The 16,251-nt window shown below is 64.8% G+C and carries 14 protein-coding genes; 12 read left to right on the forward strand and 2 right to left on the reverse strand.

Features of this window, described 5'->3' with window-relative positions; translation table 11 throughout:
• Positions 1–7 precede the first annotated feature (7 nt).
• The 4 genes from AU188_RS14570 to AU188_RS14585 all read left to right on the forward strand — a co-directional run bounded on the left by AU188_RS14570 (position 8) and on the right by AU188_RS14585 (position 3,932).
• The gene (locus AU188_RS14570) at positions 8–475 is read left to right on the forward strand and encodes an Rv2253/PknI dimerization domain-containing protein (protein WP_286137480.1); all 468 of its coding nucleotides are present in this window, start codon (positions 8–10) and stop codon (positions 473–475) included.
• A 159-nt stretch (positions 476–634) separates the two neighbouring features.
• Positions 635–1,603 (forward strand): LLM class flavin-dependent oxidoreductase, encoded by a 969-nt coding sequence (locus AU188_RS14575; RefSeq protein WP_059164410.1) that lies wholly within the window; start codon positions 635–637, stop codon positions 1,601–1,603.
• A gap of 15 nt (positions 1,604–1,618) precedes the next feature.
• The gene (locus AU188_RS14580) at positions 1,619–2,692 is read left to right on the forward strand and encodes an NAD(P)H-dependent amine dehydrogenase family protein (protein WP_059164411.1); all 1,074 of its coding nucleotides are present in this window, start codon (positions 1,619–1,621) and stop codon (positions 2,690–2,692) included.
• 43 nt (positions 2,693–2,735) lie between these two features.
• Entirely contained in the window at positions 2,736–3,932 is a 1,197-nt protein-coding gene (locus AU188_RS14585) for a cytochrome P450 (RefSeq protein ID WP_059164412.1), read from the forward strand.
• On the opposite strand, the gene AU188_RS14590 is transcribed toward AU188_RS14585, so the two are convergent.
• Together AU188_RS14590 and AU188_RS14595 are read right to left on the reverse strand one after the other, a co-directional pair.
• Positions 3,933–5,228, reverse strand: coding sequence for a TetR/AcrR family transcriptional regulator (locus AU188_RS14590; protein WP_059164413.1), 1,296 nt, complete (start codon positions 5,226–5,228; stop codon positions 3,933–3,935).
• Between the two features lie 179 nt (positions 5,229–5,407).
• On the reverse strand, positions 5,408–6,334 hold the full coding sequence (locus AU188_RS14595) for an SDR family NAD(P)-dependent oxidoreductase (RefSeq protein ID WP_059164414.1): 927 nt from the start codon (positions 6,332–6,334) through the stop codon (positions 5,408–5,410).
• Between the two features lie 28 nt (positions 6,335–6,362).
• Here AU188_RS14595 and AU188_RS14600 point away from each other — a divergent pair, with 28 nt between their 5' ends.
• The 8 genes from AU188_RS14600 (at position 6,363) to AU188_RS14635 (ending at position 16,244) form a co-directional block, all read left to right on the forward strand.
• Positions 6,363–8,093 carry a VWA domain-containing protein gene (locus tag AU188_RS14600; RefSeq protein ID WP_082686638.1) on the forward strand — a complete coding sequence of 577 codons (1,731 nt, stop codon included), beginning with the start codon at positions 6,363–6,365 and terminating at the stop codon, positions 8,091–8,093.
• A 71-nt stretch (positions 8,094–8,164) separates the two neighbouring features.
• On the forward strand, positions 8,165–8,983 hold the full coding sequence (locus tag AU188_RS14605) for a CbbQ/NirQ/NorQ/GpvN family protein (protein ID WP_059164416.1): 819 nt from the start codon (positions 8,165–8,167) through the stop codon (positions 8,981–8,983).
• Between the two features lie 86 nt (positions 8,984–9,069).
• Positions 9,070–10,182, forward strand: a complete 1,113-nt coding sequence (locus AU188_RS14610) for an ABC transporter substrate-binding protein (RefSeq protein ID WP_059164417.1) — start codon at positions 9,070–9,072, stop codon at positions 10,180–10,182.
• Between the two features lie 6 nt (positions 10,183–10,188).
• Entirely contained in the window at positions 10,189–11,322 is a 1,134-nt protein-coding gene (locus tag AU188_RS14615; RefSeq protein ID WP_059164418.1) for a spirocyclase AveC family protein, read from the forward strand.
• Positions 11,315–12,205: an SDR family oxidoreductase gene (locus AU188_RS14620; RefSeq protein WP_059164419.1), complete on the forward strand. Its 891-nt coding sequence runs from the start codon at positions 11,315–11,317 to the stop codon at positions 12,203–12,205. The genes AU188_RS14615 and AU188_RS14620 overlap by 8 nt, the downstream gene beginning before the upstream one ends.
• A 28-nt stretch (positions 12,206–12,233) precedes the next feature.
• Entirely contained in the window at positions 12,234–13,682 is a 1,449-nt protein-coding gene (locus tag AU188_RS14625; protein WP_059164743.1) for an aldehyde dehydrogenase family protein, read from the forward strand.
• A 43-nt stretch (positions 13,683–13,725) separates the two neighbouring features.
• Positions 13,726–14,979, forward strand: coding sequence for a cytochrome P450 (locus tag AU188_RS14630; RefSeq protein ID WP_059164420.1), 1,254 nt, complete (start codon positions 13,726–13,728; stop codon positions 14,977–14,979).
• Positions 14,976–16,244, forward strand: coding sequence for a cytochrome P450 (locus AU188_RS14635; RefSeq protein WP_059164421.1), 1,269 nt, complete (start codon positions 14,976–14,978; stop codon positions 16,242–16,244). The genes AU188_RS14630 and AU188_RS14635 overlap by 4 nt, the downstream gene beginning before the upstream one ends.
• Positions 16,245–16,251 lie beyond the last annotated feature (7 nt).

Consider the following 16,251-nt stretch of genomic DNA (forward strand, 5'->3'; position numbering starts at 1 on the left):
TCGGGCGATGGCGATTGCGGCGGCAGTGATCGCGGCGGTTCACTGCGCGCCGCCCGCGCGGGCGCAGAACGAGGTCGCGATCAACGGCGTCTTCACCGCGTTCTCCGACGGCCGGTGGGCGACGACCAACGATTCGCGTCACGACGAGGCTAGCGTCACGCAGACGTGGACCATCACCTCGACGTGTACGACGTATCAGGACTGCACCGGCCGGGTGGTGAGCGATCAGGGCTGGAGCGCCGATCTGGTGTACATGAGCGGCCGGTGGAAGGTCAGCAGGACGGTCCCGGACTGGGAGCCGTGCATCGACGGTACGGCCTACCCAGGCAAGCAGGCGTGGGTGTTCTGGCTCGGCTATCCGCAGGACCCCAACAAGTTCGTCGGGTGGGACAAGACCGAAGGGCCCAGTGGTGCCTGCGGATTCAACAAAGTGCTCGACATCGAGATGCCGTTCACCCTTACCCGCGTGGGCTGAACGCGTGCCGCGGTCATCGATCCTCCTTCAGGAGATGCGATCGAGGGCATCCTCGCCGAGAACCCGAGCATAGAATAGCATTCACTATTATCATCAAAGGAGAACAAAAATTAGGTTATAGTCGGTCGGCGTGAGCCCTCCGAACCTGATTCAGCGCTGATGTTCACCTTGCGGTTCGACATGCGCGCCCCGGTGCGCGGCGCACCCGTGAGCGACCTGTACGCAGCGGCCATCGACATGTGCGCATGGACGGAGACGCGCGGTGCGCTGATCGCGGTGTTGTCCGAGCATCACGGCGCCGACGACGGCCACCTGCCGGTCCCGCTCATCCTCGCGTCCGCGATCGCTGCCCGCACCCGACAGCTCGCGATACTGCTGGCGGCTGTGCCGATCACCTTCTGGGACCCGGTGCGGCTGGCGGAGGAGATCAGCGTCCTGGACATCATCAGCAAGGGGCGTGTGTCGTATGCCTTCGGCATCGGACACCGCGCCGAGGAATACGAGCATTTCGGCGTCGGCATGGCCGGGCGCGGCAAGTTGGCCGATGAGTCGCTGGCGCTTGTTCGCCTGCTGCTCGCCGGTGAGCCGGTCGATCGCGAGGGCAGGCGTATCCAGGTCACACCGGCGCCCGTCACGGTCGGTGGTCCGCTCATGCTCGTCGCCGGCGGCAGCAAAGCCGCAGCGCGGCGTGCGGCGAGGCACGGGCTGGGCTTCATCGCGCAGACCGCGTCGTCGGCACTGAAGGAGTTCTATGAAGCGGAGTGCCGCGCCAACGGGCACGAGCCGGGCGTGACGCAGTTTCCGGAACCCGGTGCGCCCACAACGGTGTTCGTCGCCGACGATGTGGATGCCGCGTGGGCCGAGCTTGGACCACATCTGCTGCACGACGCGGTTACGGCGGCGTCATACCGACACGGCGACGACTCGGTGGCCAGCATCTCGCGAGTCGACACCGTCGCCGCACTGCGGAATCCACAGGGTCCATACCGGATCGTGACCGTGGACGAGGCCGCCGCATATGTCCGGGGCGGCAAGCCGCTGCCGCTTCTGCCGCTTTGCGGCGGTGTCCCACCCGATGTCGCGTGGCCCTATCTGGAACGCGCTGTGATGGCGTCCGAGCGTGCGTGAGCGAGAGGAGGACCTGTGACATCTCCGCTGCGAACCGTGGTCTGGTCGACGGGCGGCGTCGGATCGATCGCCATCGACGCGATCCGCGGCAGACCCGACATGGAACTCGTTGGGGTATGGGTGCATTCGGAGGCGAAAGTCGGCAAAGACGCAGGTGTTCTCGCCGGTATCGACCCGATCGGGGTGACAGCCACCAACGACCGGTCCGCGCTCGTCGCGCTACAACCCGACTGTGTCGTGTACGCCGCGAGCGGCCCCGAACGCGACGCGGGAGCCGTGCCCGATTATCTGGCATTGCTCGAGGCGGGGATCAACGTCGTGTCGACATCGTCGACCACCCTGGTGTACCCGCCGGCGTACTACTCGCCCGAGTGGCGTGCCCAGATGGAAGAGGCGGCCAGGTTGGGTGACGCGTCGTTCTATGCGTCGGGCATCTTTCCTGGGTTCGGCTCGGACGAGCTCGCGCTGTCGCTCGCGACTCAGTCGAAGAAGATCCGCTGCCTCAAGGTCACCGAGGTCGCGCTCAACGATCACTATTCCGTGGCCGACGTGATGATGAACGGCATGGGCTTCGGTCACGCACTCGACTTCGAACCGCTTTTGAAGACACCGGGTTTCATCGAGATGGCATGGCGAGCGCCGATCTTCCTGATGGCCGCTGGACTGGGTGTCGAGGTCGAGGAGGTCCGGGGGACACTGGACCGCCGCCGCACCCATCGTGACATCGAGGTGGCCTTCGGCACGATCAGGGCGGGCACCTGCGGCGCGGTCAGCACGCGGGCGGCCGGAGTGGTCAACGGCCGCGAAGCCATCATCGTCGAGCACATCATCCGGATGGCTCGCGACGTCGCGCCGGACTGGCCCACTTCAGAGTTCGACGCGACATACCGCGTCGACATCGAGGGCGAACCCGACATCCATTGCGCGATGAACTTGGGGGCGCGGCAGGGGCACGCCGCGGGCCACGCGGCGATGACCGCCACCGCGATGCGGGTGGTCAATGCCATTCCCTATGTCGTGGAGGCTCCGTCAGGCCTGCTGAGCTCATTGGACCTGCCGAACACGCTGCCGCGCCACGCATTCGATTGATTCACAAAGGAGTTTTCGAATTGACGACCCGAGGGACGATCCGATGACCGGCGCGCACACCGTCGACCTGTACTACGACCCGTTCGATTTCGCGATCGACGACGATCCGTACCCGATCTGGAAGCGGATGCGGGACGAAGCGCCGCTGTATTACAACGAGAAGTATGACTTCTACGCACTGAGTCGCTATGAGGACGTGGCTCGCGAACTGCACAACTGGGATACGTACCGGTCGGGCAAGGGCACCACGATGGACGTCATCAAGAGCGGTGTCGACGTGCCGCCCGGCGTCATCCTCTTCGAAGACCCGCCGCTTCACGATCTCCATCGGCGGGTGCTGTCCAAGGTCTTCACGCCGCGGCGGATGGAGGCCATCGAGCCGCTGACTCGTCAGTTCTGTGTCCGGGCGCTTGATTCACTGGCGGGCGCCAGGCAGTTCGACGTGATCGGCGATTTCGGGGCCCTGATCCCGATGCGCACGATCGGCTACCTGCTGGGCATACCCGAACACGGACAGCAGCAGATCCGGGACAACACCGACGCCTCGATCGGATTGAAGGACGGCAACTTCCAGGCTGTGTCGGCCGCCACCTTCGAGAATGCGTATCAGCTCTTCGCCGACTACATCGAATGGCGCGCCGAGCATCCGTCGGACGACCTGATGACGCAACTGCTCAACGCGGAGGTCGAGGAGGACGGAGAGCTTCGTCCGCTCACCCGCATCGAAGTCCTGACCTACACCAGCATGATCGCCGGGGCGGGCAACGAAACGACCACACGCCTTATCGGCTTCATCGCTCAGCTCCTCGCCCAGCATCCGGACCAACGGAGAGAACTCGTCGAGGACTTCTCGTTGATCCCACGGGCGATCGAGGAGGTGCTGCGCTACGAGTCGCCCTCCCCGGTGCAGGCACGCTATGTCGCTCAGGACACCGAAGTACACGGACAGACAATCGCCGAAGGTTCGATCATGTTACTGCTCAACGGATCAGCCAACCGCGACGAGCGGCACTACTCCGATGGTGAGAGCTTCGACATTCACCGCACCGGGCCACATCTGTCGTTCGGACAGGGATTGCATTTCTGCCTGGGCTCCTCACTGGCCCGCATGCAGGCCAGGGTCGCACTGGAAGAACTGCTCAGCCGGTGGCCCGAGTGGGAGGTCGACTACGAGAATGCCGCGATGGCGCACACCTCGAGCGTGCGGGGCTGGGGCAAGCTCCCAATTACCGTCGGCTGATCAGTTGTCGCGGTTGGTCACTCCCCGCAACAGCGTGTCGCGGATGTGAATCTGCGATGCACGCGTCCCCAAGTCGTGCAGGATGTTCTCCGGAATCCACCCGACGCCGATCACCGCGCGGGCGAGCATCTCGTTCGACGGGCTGTCGATTTTGATCTCGCCGGAGCGAATGCCTTCGGCCAGAAGTGCTTTCATCTGCTTGACGCGTTTTGTGAAGAGCCAGCCGGGATTGGGCGTATCCGGCGGTGACTGACGCATCCACGCCAACTGGATGCGGAACTCGTCCCCGAAGCGGTCCAGCACGTTGGTGTTGATCCACGACAGCGCATCGATCTTCTCGACGGGAGAGGAACTCGAACCGAGCACGCTCGTCCAGCCCTGGGCGACCCGTTCACCGAACGACCGCATGATCGAGACCAACAACTGGTCTTTCGAACCGATCAGCCGGTAGACCGTCCCGGTGCCCAGACCCGCCGCCGAGGCGATGTCTCTGATCGTGGTCACCTCATAGCCCCTGCGTCCGAACTCCGCCCGGGCCACGGCACGGATGTGCGCACCCTTGTCGTCGGGGTCGTCGATTTCTTCCCAGGACCGCACAACCTCATCGGCCGCGACGAAAGCGGGGGAGGCATCCAACGCCGCGTCTGTGATGGGTGCCGTGGCCAGACCCTCCAGCAGGATCCGACACAGCAGAGTGGCCGCCCTGTCCGCACTTGCCTTGTGCCGGATGACGTCGAGGCCGACCTGCAGCATCGTCTGGACTATGCGGTCGGCGAGCACCGGCAGGTCCACGTCCGCCCGGACATACCCGCTCCATCTCGCAGCGCGCAGGGTCTGCAGCATCGCCTGCAGGATCGCGGTCGGGCGCTGCCGCGCCAGCGCGGTCAGTTCGGGATTGGACGACGGTCCCTCGTAGAACGTCATCTGCAGCGCCGCACGGTGGGTCACCGCGCACTGTGCAATCGCCGAGCCGAGGTCGACGAGGCGGTCGAAGGCGGACAGCGACGTCGGATCGTCCAGGCGGCGCTGCGCCTGTTCGGCGATGCGGTCCAAGTCGGCGTGGTAGCGCCTGAGCAACTCGACGAGGATTGCTTCCTTGGACTCGAAATGGTGGTAGAGACTGCCCGGCAGGATGCCTGCGGCATCGGCGATCTCCTGAAGCGAAGTCCTCAGCCCGGAGGTGGCGATCAGGGACGCCGCGGTGTGCAGGATCTCGGTACGGCGGGTTCCGTCGTCGTACGAGTGGCCGGCGTGAGCGGCGAGGTCGGCCTTCGGCGTCACGCGTGGACGCCCCACAGCACCTCCAAGGAACCGTCTCCCGTCATCGGTTTGGTCGCCCCGACCAGATGTTTGGTAGACGCTACCAGAAGCTCGGTCGACGCCGCGCCGTGCGCACGGTAAAAGCCCCGGTAGACCGGTTGCACCGGGTTGTTGACCGGGGTATCGCAGAGCACCAAGGTTGGGCAGAACAAAGGTTAGGTCATGCCAAGGCGGTGGGTGACTGCGAAGACCTCGTCGTAGATCGATCCGGGAATGATGAACGGCTCCGTTGCGGACACTTGTGCGAAATGCTCGGCGATGTCGTCGACCGTCGGATCGGTGTCCCGCGGTGCCAGCCAACCATCGCTCAACCCGACGAACACGCGGGCGAACCGGCCCGCACATGCGGAGAAATTCTGGTGGCCGAAGTCGCATGCCCGGCTGGCGAGGAACACCACGATGGGGGCCACCAGTTCGGGGCGGATGGCCGCGAAGAAACCGTTGTCCTCGAGGGCTTTCGGATCGCCGAGTGTTTCGGTGATCATCCGCGAGAGGCCGAAGGGCAACACGGTGTTCGCACGGATCCCGTGTGGTTCACCTTCCAGCGCGATCACGTTGGCCAAGCCTACGATCCCGGCCTTGGCCGCCGCGTAGTGCGCTTCCAGATGCTGTCCGAACATGCCCGCCGACGACGCGATGAACACGAACCGGCCGTAGCCCTGCGCCTTCATCATCCGGTAGGCGGGCTGGGCGAGGTAGAAGCCGCCATCGAGATGGACCCGCAGCATGCGCCGCCACTCATCGGGCGTCAGTTCGTCGAACGGAACGGCGTTGAAGATTCCGGCATTGCTGATCACCGCATCGAGCCGGCCGAACGTTTCCACGGCAGTACGCACGATCGCTTCGCCACCTTCGGCGCTGTCCACCGAGTCGTGTGACGCGACGGCCACCCCGCCCCCAGCCGTGATTTCCTCGACGACCTGATCGGCGATCGTGCTGTCCTCGCCGTCACCTGCCATGGTGCCGCCCACATCGTTGACCACGACTGACGCTCCCCGCCTTGCCAACTCGAGCGCGTATACGCGGCCGAGGCCACGGCCTGCGCCGGTCACCACGGCGACCTGGCCATCGAAGTCGATCAATCGGTCCTCCGGTCATTGACTGGCGGTGATGCCGGACTCTACGGTGGAACAGATATTTGGTCAAGAAGGGTGTGGCGTGGAACAGGCAGAGGCAACGGCCGATGGCGGCGGCCCGCATCGGCTCGCGCTGCTGGCGTCCGCACTGGCCGGCCGCACCGTCGCGGTCGCCGATGGTGAACGCGGGGAACGCGCTTGGACCGACGGCGTCACGATCTTCCTCGACGGTGCCGCGACCCCTTCCGAACAACTCCAATCAGTGGCAGTCCAGGCCTGCCTTCTGGCGGGCGGCAGCCTCGATCCGGCTCTGGTGCGCAAGCTTGTTCGGCGGACGGGTCTGGCCCGGAGATACCTAACGATCGAGGGCCAGCGCGCCCTGTCGGCCAACGACGAACTGCTGCCGCGGTCCGTGCGCCGGCTGATCGACTTCGAGACGGCGACACGCTCCGCCTCTCCGGAGGCGTCGCTGGCCCTTGCGGCAGAGGACACTGGAATCGCCGATCCGCCCGCGAGTTTCGGCGCCATCAAGGCACGCAGGCTGTTGGCCACGCCGACGTCTCATACCGAGGCGCACACCGCGCACGTGCCCCGCAAAGAGGCACGCAAGGAGCTCGCCGAACTCGACGAGGCCGCCGAGGACGGCCAGGACGTGATGGATCCGTTCTCCAGTCCGGTCGGGGGAGGCGGAGTCGCGGGAAAGTTGTTGCAGCGCTTGATGAGCCGTGTCCGTCAGCTCAGTGGCGGCGGCCCGCCGGGTGCGGACACACCGACCCACCGATCCGCGAAGGGCATACGTGGCTCGGGTGCGGTGACCTCGGTCGCGGCCGCGTTGTCGGATTCCGTGGACGCCGGGGACAACGGAACCGGCGGGCACAGCTATCCCGAATGGGACGTACACCGTAAGCGCTATCGGCGGGACTGGTGCACCGTGCACGAGATCGAACCACTCGCCGACGGCCTCAGAGCCCTACCGCGCCCCGACGTGCACGCACTGCGGCGGCCGTTGACCCGGTTGGGAATCGGTCTGGACAGACATCACCGTCAGTCGCAGGGCGATGACATCGACGTCGACGCGGCGGTCGAGGCCAGGGTCGAATTGCTGGCCGGCTCGGCCCCTGCCGAGGCCGTCTACGTCGACAGCCTGCGCCGCCGTCGTGATCTCGCCGTACTCGTCCTGCTCGACGTCTCGGGTTCAGCAGGCGAAGTCGGTACGTTCGGCGAGAACATTCACCAGCAACAGCGGGCAGCTGCGGCCGCGCTGACGATCGCGCTGCACGAACTCGGCGACCGCGTTGCGCTCTACGCGTTCCGGTCGCAGGGCCGCGCGTCGGTGAATCTGTTGCCGGTCAAGAGATTTGACGACCCGATGAACGCACAGGTGATGCAGCGACTGCAGGGCTTACAGCCGGGCGCGTACTCCAGGCTGGGCGCGGCGATCCGCCACGGCACCTCGGTGATCGCCGGCAAGGCGGGCACCAAGCGCCGCCTGCTCGTCGTGCTGTCCGACGGACTTGCCTACGACCACGGATACGAACGGGTGTACGGCGCCGCCGACGCGCGTCGCGCGCTTGCCGAAGCGCGGCGGCAGGGCATCGGTTGTCTGTGCCTGACCATCGGCGCGGCCACCGACACGGGCGAGCTTCGCAAGGTCTTCGGCAGCGCAGCACACGCGTCGATTCCCAAACCGAGACAACTCGCGGAGGTGATCGGACCATTGTTCCGCGCAGCGTTGCGCACTGCGGACCTCCGGCGGGCCGCATGACCACGCGCCAGCCTTGAACCAAACTTCTGTTCCGCGCTACATTGCCTGCGAAGCCTCGCGAGGAGGAAACGATGCCGGTGAAACCCCCACCGAGTCCGGCCAGGCCGTACTACGTGCCCGTCGCGAACGAGGAACAGGTCTTCAAGGCCGCGTACCACCAAGGGCTGTCCGTCGTATTGAAGGGGCCCACGGGTTGCGGTAAGACCCGGTTCGTCGAGGCGATGGCCCACGATCTGGATCGGCCTCTCGTCACGGTCGCGTGCCATGACGACCTGACCACCGCCGACCTCGTGGGCCGCTTCCTATTGCGTGGCGGTGAGACCGAATGGGTGGACGGCCCGCTGACGCATGCGGTTCGCGAAGGCGCCATTTGTTACCTCGACGAAGTGGTGGAAGCTCGGCAGGACACCACGGTCGTGCTGCACCCACTGGCCGATCACCGCCGCCAGCTTCCGATCGAGCGGTTGGGCGTCACGTTGGCCGCCGCTCCGGGCTTCTGCCTGGTGGTTTCGTACAACCCCGGATATCAGAGCGTGCTCAAAGACCTCAAGGACTCGACGCGTCAGCGGATGGTCGCCATCGAGTTCGGCTTCCCCGCGCCTGACGTCGAGGAGAAGATCCTCGCCACCGAGGCCGGTATCGACTTCGAACGCGCGGCGGAACTGGTACGACTCGGTCAGGCGATCCGACGGTTGGAAACCGGGGGATTGCGAGAAGTGGCCTCCACGCGCGTGCTGATCGCGGCGGGCCGGCTGATCGCGGCCGGACTGAGTCCTCATGATGCCGCGCGGGCCGCGATAGCGGGCCCGCTGACCGACGACTCAACCGTGGCGCGCGGGCTGGTCGAGATGATCGACGTCTACCTCGGCGAACAGTCCGAATCTCGGTGATTGACGCTGAGGCGCAGTCTCGATAGTGTCTGAACAAATTTTAGGTTCCATTCGGCACCGCGAAGCTGCACGCCAACGGAGGTTGCATGTCGTACGAGAGCAGCGCAGAGCCGATCAAGTTCGGCTACCTGATGGACTTCAAGCTCCCGGATCTGTATCCGCAGGAGATGAAGGAGGATCTGTCGAACCCCTTCGAGTTGATCTTCGCCGATGCCGTCGAAGAGGGCGTGATCGACCGGCCGATCCAGATCATTTACAAAGAAGTGGAAGGACTGCCGAAGGGATCGGTCAAGGCGGTCATCGACGCATACGGCGAGCTGGTCGACGAGGGGTGTCTCGCGGTCTTCGGCCCGCACATCACCGACAACTGTGTTCCGACGCGGGAGGCGATCGAGGACCGGTTCAAGGTGCCTGCGCTCAGCGTGACGGGCAGCGACGCGTGGCTCGGCGAGTGGACCTTCTCGTTCCCGCAGGGGTCGCTGACCGACGAACCGATCTTCTGGGCGGACCTGCTCGCCAAGGGTGGGCACTTCGAAGTCGGTGTCCTCATGGAGCAGTCGCTGGTCGGGGAGACGTATGTCAAGAATTTCCGAAGGGCGTGTCGTCGTAAGGGCATCCGTATCGTCGCCGAAGCGGCGATCGCGCAGACCGCGCAGGATGTGTCCGAGGCGGTGCGAACGCTTCACGAGGCCAAGGCTCAGGCCATCGTGCACGCGGGGTTCGGGTTCGGCATCGTCTTCGTCAATCCCGCACTCGAGGAGCTGGGTTGGGATCCGCCGCGGTTCACGAGCACCGCGTTCCAGAACGCGTGGATCAACCCGATCATGTGGAACGCGTTCATGGGCTGGACCGGTGTCGACCAGTACGACGAGGGAAATCCGGTCGGCCAGCGCTTCCTCGACAAGTACCAACAGAAGTTCGGTCGCCGCCCCGAATATTGCGTGCCGGTGGTGAACTGCGATGTCGCGACCGCGTTGCTTCGCGCCTGCACCGACGCTCATCCGTTGAGTCCGCGCGGAGTGAAAGAAGCGCTGGAGCGGGTGAAGATGATGCCCGCCGCGGCGGGGGCGCCCGGCACCCGGGTGTCGTTCGGCAACTGGACACGACGCGCATGGATGGGCGCCGGCTACCTCGTCGCCCGTCGGCTCGACGCCGACGGCGTCAACTCCCATCTCGTCGATCGATTCGGTGAGGAGTGATCGCCGATGGCAACGCAGGAAACAACGCCGGCGCCGGAAAGGCCTGCGGCTGAGGAGAAACGCGGCTCGTGGCAGGCGGCGGTGTGGATCGCCGTCGCCCTCGTACTGCTTGTTCTGATCGCGGTCAACGCGCGCCAAGGCGCGGTGTCACCCCGCATTCGCAATCCCGCCGTCGAAGGGGCGCCGCGCCCGGTCGAGCCTCTGTTCGGCTATGACAACTGGCTCGACCTGTTCCAGATCTTCACGATCATCTCGATGTCGATCATCATCGTCGTGTACGTGGTGGCCTGGCGCCGCTATGGCGCTCACCCCGTGCTGCTGATGGGCATCGTCACGACGTTGATCGTCTGGCAGGACCCGATCATGAACTGGTCGCCGTTCGCGGTGTACAACCCCGAGTTGTGGCACTGGCCCGAAGACTGGCCGCTGGTGTCGATCTCGCCCACGGTGGAACCGTTCCTGGTGATCGGCTACATCATGTTCTATCTGGGACCGTACTTCCCGGCTATCTGGATTCTGCGCAAATTGCAGGCCAAGCGTGGCCCGGAGGCGTTCGTGTGGCGTCATCCGCTGATCAGCATGGCCTTGCTGATCCTGCCCCTCGGCATCCTCATCGACGCGATGTTGGAGATCACGTTGGTGCGCACGGGCTTCTACATCTACTCGCAGGTTCCCCCGTTCGGTTCGGTGTTTGTCGGTGAGACGTACCAGTTCCCATTCATCTGGGAAACGGTGATGGTGACGTTCGTGATGGTTCCCGCCGGTGTGCTGCTCTACCGCGACGACACCGGGCGCACCGTCGCCGAGAAACTGGCTCAGCGCGCTCGCATCTTCGCCGGCCGCCCGGCGTTGGGCATGTTCGTGGTGATGTTCGTGATCATCAACCTGGCCTACTTCGCGTACGGCACCGGTTTTGCGATTCTCAAGTGGACGCGCGTCTCCACCTCTGTCGCCTGCCCTTGGCCGTACCCAGAGGCCAAAGTCTATGACCCGCAGGGCTTCTACGAGGAGAACGGCCACCCAGGCCCCTATTCGGTCGGTATCTGGTCGACGTGGATGAGCATGCAACCCGACGGCAGGCCCGATGTCGAGTTGGGGTCAAGGAGCGACCGCTGTGCACCGGATACCCCCGATGGCTGAACCGCGCAGCGTCGTCATCACCGGCGCGTCGAGGGGTCTTGGCTTCGCGTCCGCGACGCACCTCCACCGACAGGGGTGGCGCGTCGTCGCCGCAATGCGATCGGCCGACACCGGCATCAAGGCGCTTCGCGAGGCGACCGGCGCGGGCGAGGATGACCCACGCCTGATCTGCGTTCCCGTGGACCTCACCGTCCCGGCATCGATTACCGCGGCCGCGGCGGCCATCCAGGAAGCCGTCGGTGCGCCATACGCTTTGGTGCACAACGCGGGCATTTCCGCGGCGGGCATGGTCGAGGAGACGCCGACCGATCTATGGCAGCGGATGTTCGCCACCAACATCTTCGGGCCCGTGCTGTTGACCAAGGAGCTGCTGCCGTCGATGCGGGCGGCCGGGGCCGGGCGAATCGTGCTGGTGTCCAGTCAGGGCGGCGTGCGCGGAATGCCTGCCACCGCGCCGTATTCCGCGGTCAAGGGCGCCCTCGAGAGGTGGGGCGAGTCGATGGCGGGAGAGGTGGCACCGTTCGGCATCGGCGTGACGATCATCGTCACGGGCACCTACGACACCGAGATCATCACCGACGCGGGCACCACCGACTGTCGTGACCTCGACGGCCCGTACGCCCGCCACCATCAGACCATGGACAAACGGGGACGCGCCGCGATGCGGATGGCCGCCCGGTCTCCGGATAAGTTCGCCGCGGGCTTGGCGAAGGCGCTCGACAGCAGGAAACCGTTCGTCAAGACGGCGGTCGGGCCTGATGCGCGAATGCTGTTGATCGCCAACAGAATACTTCCCTCGGCCGGCTTGCATCAGATGACCCGGCTGATGATGGGCATCCCGCGGTTCGGCGCACTACGGCCAGGAGGCAGCATCGGTGGCTGACACACCAGCAGTCCGTTTCGAAGCGAAGATGATGATCGACGGCAAGCTCGTCGATGGACGCGCGGGCACGTTCACCAACATAAACCCCGCGACCGAGGAAGTGCTCGGCGAGGTCGCCGACGCGTCGAAGGCCGATATGCACCGCGCGATCGACGCGGCCCGACGTGCGTTCGACGAGACGGACTGGGCCACGAATCACGCGTTCCGGCAACGGTGCCTGCTGCAATTGCAGGAGGCGCTGGAAGCCGAGCAGGAGGAGCTTCGCGAGGAACTCATTCTCGAGGTCGGGTGCCCACGAGCCATCACCCACGGTCCTGCGCTGGATGCACCGCTTTCGGATGCGCTGAGATACCCCGCCAGGCTGATCGACGAATACCCCTGGGAGACCTCACTCGGCGACACCGTGGTGTCGGTCACCGGCGTCAACACCACCCGCAAGGTATGGCGCGAGCCCGTCGGTGTGGTCGGGGCGATCGTGCCGTGGAACTTCCCGTTCGAGGTGACCATCCAGAAGATCGGCCAGGCTCTGGGAACAGGGTGCACCGTCGTTCTCAAGCCGGCACCGAACACGCCGTACAACGCCACCCGGCTGGGCAGGTTGATCGCCGAGAGCACCGATATCCCACCAGGTGTCGTCAACGTCGTCACCGCTTCGGATCATTTCGTCGGTGAGGAACTCACCCTGTCACCGAAGGTCGACCTGATCTCGTTCACCGGATCGACGGTGGTCGGGCAGCGGATCATGGAAAAGGGTGCCGCGACGATGAAGCGCCTGTTCCTGGAACTCGGCGGCAAGTCCGCCACCATCGTTCTGGAGGACGCTGATTTCGCGGTCGGCTGCATGATGGGTATCGCCCCGTGTATGCATGCCGGCCAGGGGTGTGCCAACCCGACCCGCTTGCTGCTTCCGCGGACCCGATACGACGAGGGCGTCGAGATCCTCAGGGGCATCTACGAAGGTGTCGCGGCCGGCGATCCACAGGATCCGGCGACCTTGTGCGGCCCCGTCATCTCAGACAAACAACGCAGTCGCATTCGGGGCTACATCCAGAAGGGGATCGACGAAGGGGCGACCCTGCTTGTCGGCGGCGCCGAGTCTCCCGAGGGTATGGAGAAGGGATTCTTCGTCAAACCAACACTTTTCGTCGGTGTGGACAATTCGATGACCATCGCTCAGGAGGAAATCTTCGGGCCCGTGCTGTCGGTGATCCCTTACGACGACGAGGACGATGCGGTACGCATCGCCAACGACAGCCCGTTCGGTCTGGCCGGCAATGTCATGGCGGGCAGTCTGGACCGTGCGCTTTCCGTGGCGAAGCGGCTACGCGCAGGTTTCATCGGTTTGAACGGCACAGCCGGATACGGCGCCGATACCCCGTTCGGCGGGTACAAGGCGAGCGGTGTCGGTCGGCAGAACGGTGTTGCCGGTTTCGACCAGTACACCGAGATCAAGTCCGTCGCTTACCCGGCCTGCTGACGAGCGCTCGCGCGAGGAACAACAGGACCCGAAGGAGGATTTCGTGCACCAGCTATTCGATGATCTCGAGGACTTCGGGGAGTTCGACGACTTCGTGTCCGGCGATGTCCGCGATCCGTATACCGAACTTGCGAGGCTGCGCCGGGAAGAGCCGATCCAGAAGATCGAGATCCCGGGTATTCCCGGGCAAGAGGGCAAGCCCATCGTCATGGTGTACCGCTATGAAGAGGCGCAGCAGATGCTTCGGGACAACGAGACGTTCTCGTCCTCGATCATCATTCAGGCGTTCGGCGACGTTTTCGGCAAGTATGTGATGCTCGGCATGGATGAACCCGTGCACGGCAGGCATCGGGCGCTGGTGGCAAAAGCGTTCTCCCAGAAGGCGTTGGCGCGCTGGGAAGGTGAGCTGGTGACCACGATCGGCAACGCGCTGATCGACCGCTTCGCGGACCGCGGCAGCGCGGATCTGGTCAAGGAATTCACCTTCCCGTATCCGACGCTGATCATCGCCGGGTTGCTCGGTCTTCCCCAGAAGGATTACGCGCAGTTCCAGAAGTGGTCGATCTCGCTGCTGTCGTTCACCGTGAATCCCGAACGTGGCCGCGAAGCCTCGCACGCGCTGGCGGAGTACTTCGCCCCGATTCTCGTCGCGCGCCGCGAGGAACCGCGCGACGACCTGATCAGCGGGCTGGCGGCGGCGGAGATCGACGGGGAGAAGCTCTCGGACGAGGAGATCTTCTCTTTCCTCCGCCTACTGTTGCCCGCCGGTGTCGAGACGACCTACCGGTCGCTGGGCAATCTCCTGTTCGCCCTGCTGTCAAACCCCGAACAGCTCGAGGCGGTCCGCAACGATCGCTCGCTGATTCCGCAGGCGATCGAAGAAGGCGTCCGGTGGGAACCTCCGCTGATCATGATCACCCGCGTGGCAAACCGCGACACTGAACTGGGCGGCGTGCAGATTCCCGAAGGGTCGTCGGTCATGCCGGTGCTCGGCGCGGCGAACCGGCAGGAGGAACGCTTCCCCGACCCCGACCGGTTCGACATCTTCCGCGAGGCCAAGGCCAACATCGGTTGGGGCCACGGCGTTCACGTCTGCCTCGGCATGCATCTGGCCCGGCTCGAGATGCGCGTGGCGCTCAACCTGTTGTTCGACCGCCTGCCGAATCTGCGTTTGGACCCCGACGCCGAAGACCCGTACATCCGCGGTCAGGCGTTCCGCTCGCCGACTTCCGTTCCGGTTGTCTTCGACCCGGCTGGCCGAGCCGGCGATTCGACATCGGTGAGGAGCACTTCGTGACCGACTTCGAGACCGTGGACTTCTTCACCGATGAATCCCTTGTGCCCGACCCGTACCCCTACTTCGACCATCTGCGATCGAAATGTCCGGTGGCCAGGGCCACCCCGTTCAATGTGCTGGCCGTCACCGGTTATGACGAGGCGCTGGCTGTCTACAAAGACCCGGCGTTCTCGTCGTGCGTGTCGGTCGCCGGGCCGTTCTCCGGTATGCCCTTCGGGCCCGGCGAAACCGACGACGTCACGGAGCTGATCGAGAAGCATCGCGACGCCGTGCCGATGGCCGAACACATCACGTCACAGGATCCACCGCTGCACACCCGCACGCGCGGCTTGCTGAACAAGCTGATCACACCTAAGCGCCTCAAGGAGAACGAGGACTTCATGTGGCGCCTGGCCGATCAACAACTCGACAAGTTCATTGAAAAGGGCGGTTGTGAGTTCCTCGGCGATTACGCAAAACCGTTCTCCCTCTTGGTCATCGCCGACCTGCTCGGTGTGCCACAGGAGGATCACGACGAGTTCAAGGCGGTGTTCGCGCTCGAGACCGTCGGTGAGTTGGGCAAGGATGCGCCCACGTCCCACAATCCGCTGCAGTGGCTCAACGACAAGTTCTACACCTATATCGAAGACCGAAGACGCTCACCGCGCGAGGACGTACTGACCGAGCTCGCACAGGCCAAGCACGAAGACGGGTCGACGCCCGACATCGAGGATGTCATGAATCTGTCGACCTTTCTGTTCGCTGCAGGCACCGAGACAACGACGAAGCTGGTCAGCTCGGCAGTCCGATTCATCGGTGACAACGAGGGATTCGAGGTGGAGCTGCGCGACGACCGCAGCAAGATCCCGGCATTCCTGGAAGAGACGCTGCGGATGGAAAGCCCGGTGAAGTCGCACTTCCGGATGGCGCGCACGACGACGAAGGTCGGCGATGTCGAGGTGCCTGCGGGGACGACGGTCATGCTGCTGCCGGGGGCCTGCAACCGCGATGAACGGAAGTTCCCCGACCCCAATACGTTCCGGGCGGACCGCCCGAATGTGCGGGAGCAGATCGCTTTCATCCGGGGGGTGCACAGCTGCCCCGGAGCGCCGCTGGCTCGCGCCGAAGGACGGATCTCGTTGAACAGGATCCTCGACCGGATGAGCGATATCACGATCTCCGCCGAGCACCACGGCCCGGCAGGCAACCGCAGTTACACCTACGAGCCGACGTTCATCATGCGTGGGCTCAGCGAACTGCACATCACCTTCACACCGATCGCCTGACGCGGGC

Origin of the sequence: Mycobacterium sp. IS-3022 (assembly GCF_001500065.1) — a bacterium.
Classification (GTDB): domain Bacteria; phylum Actinomycetota; class Actinomycetes; order Mycobacteriales; family Mycobacteriaceae; genus Mycobacterium.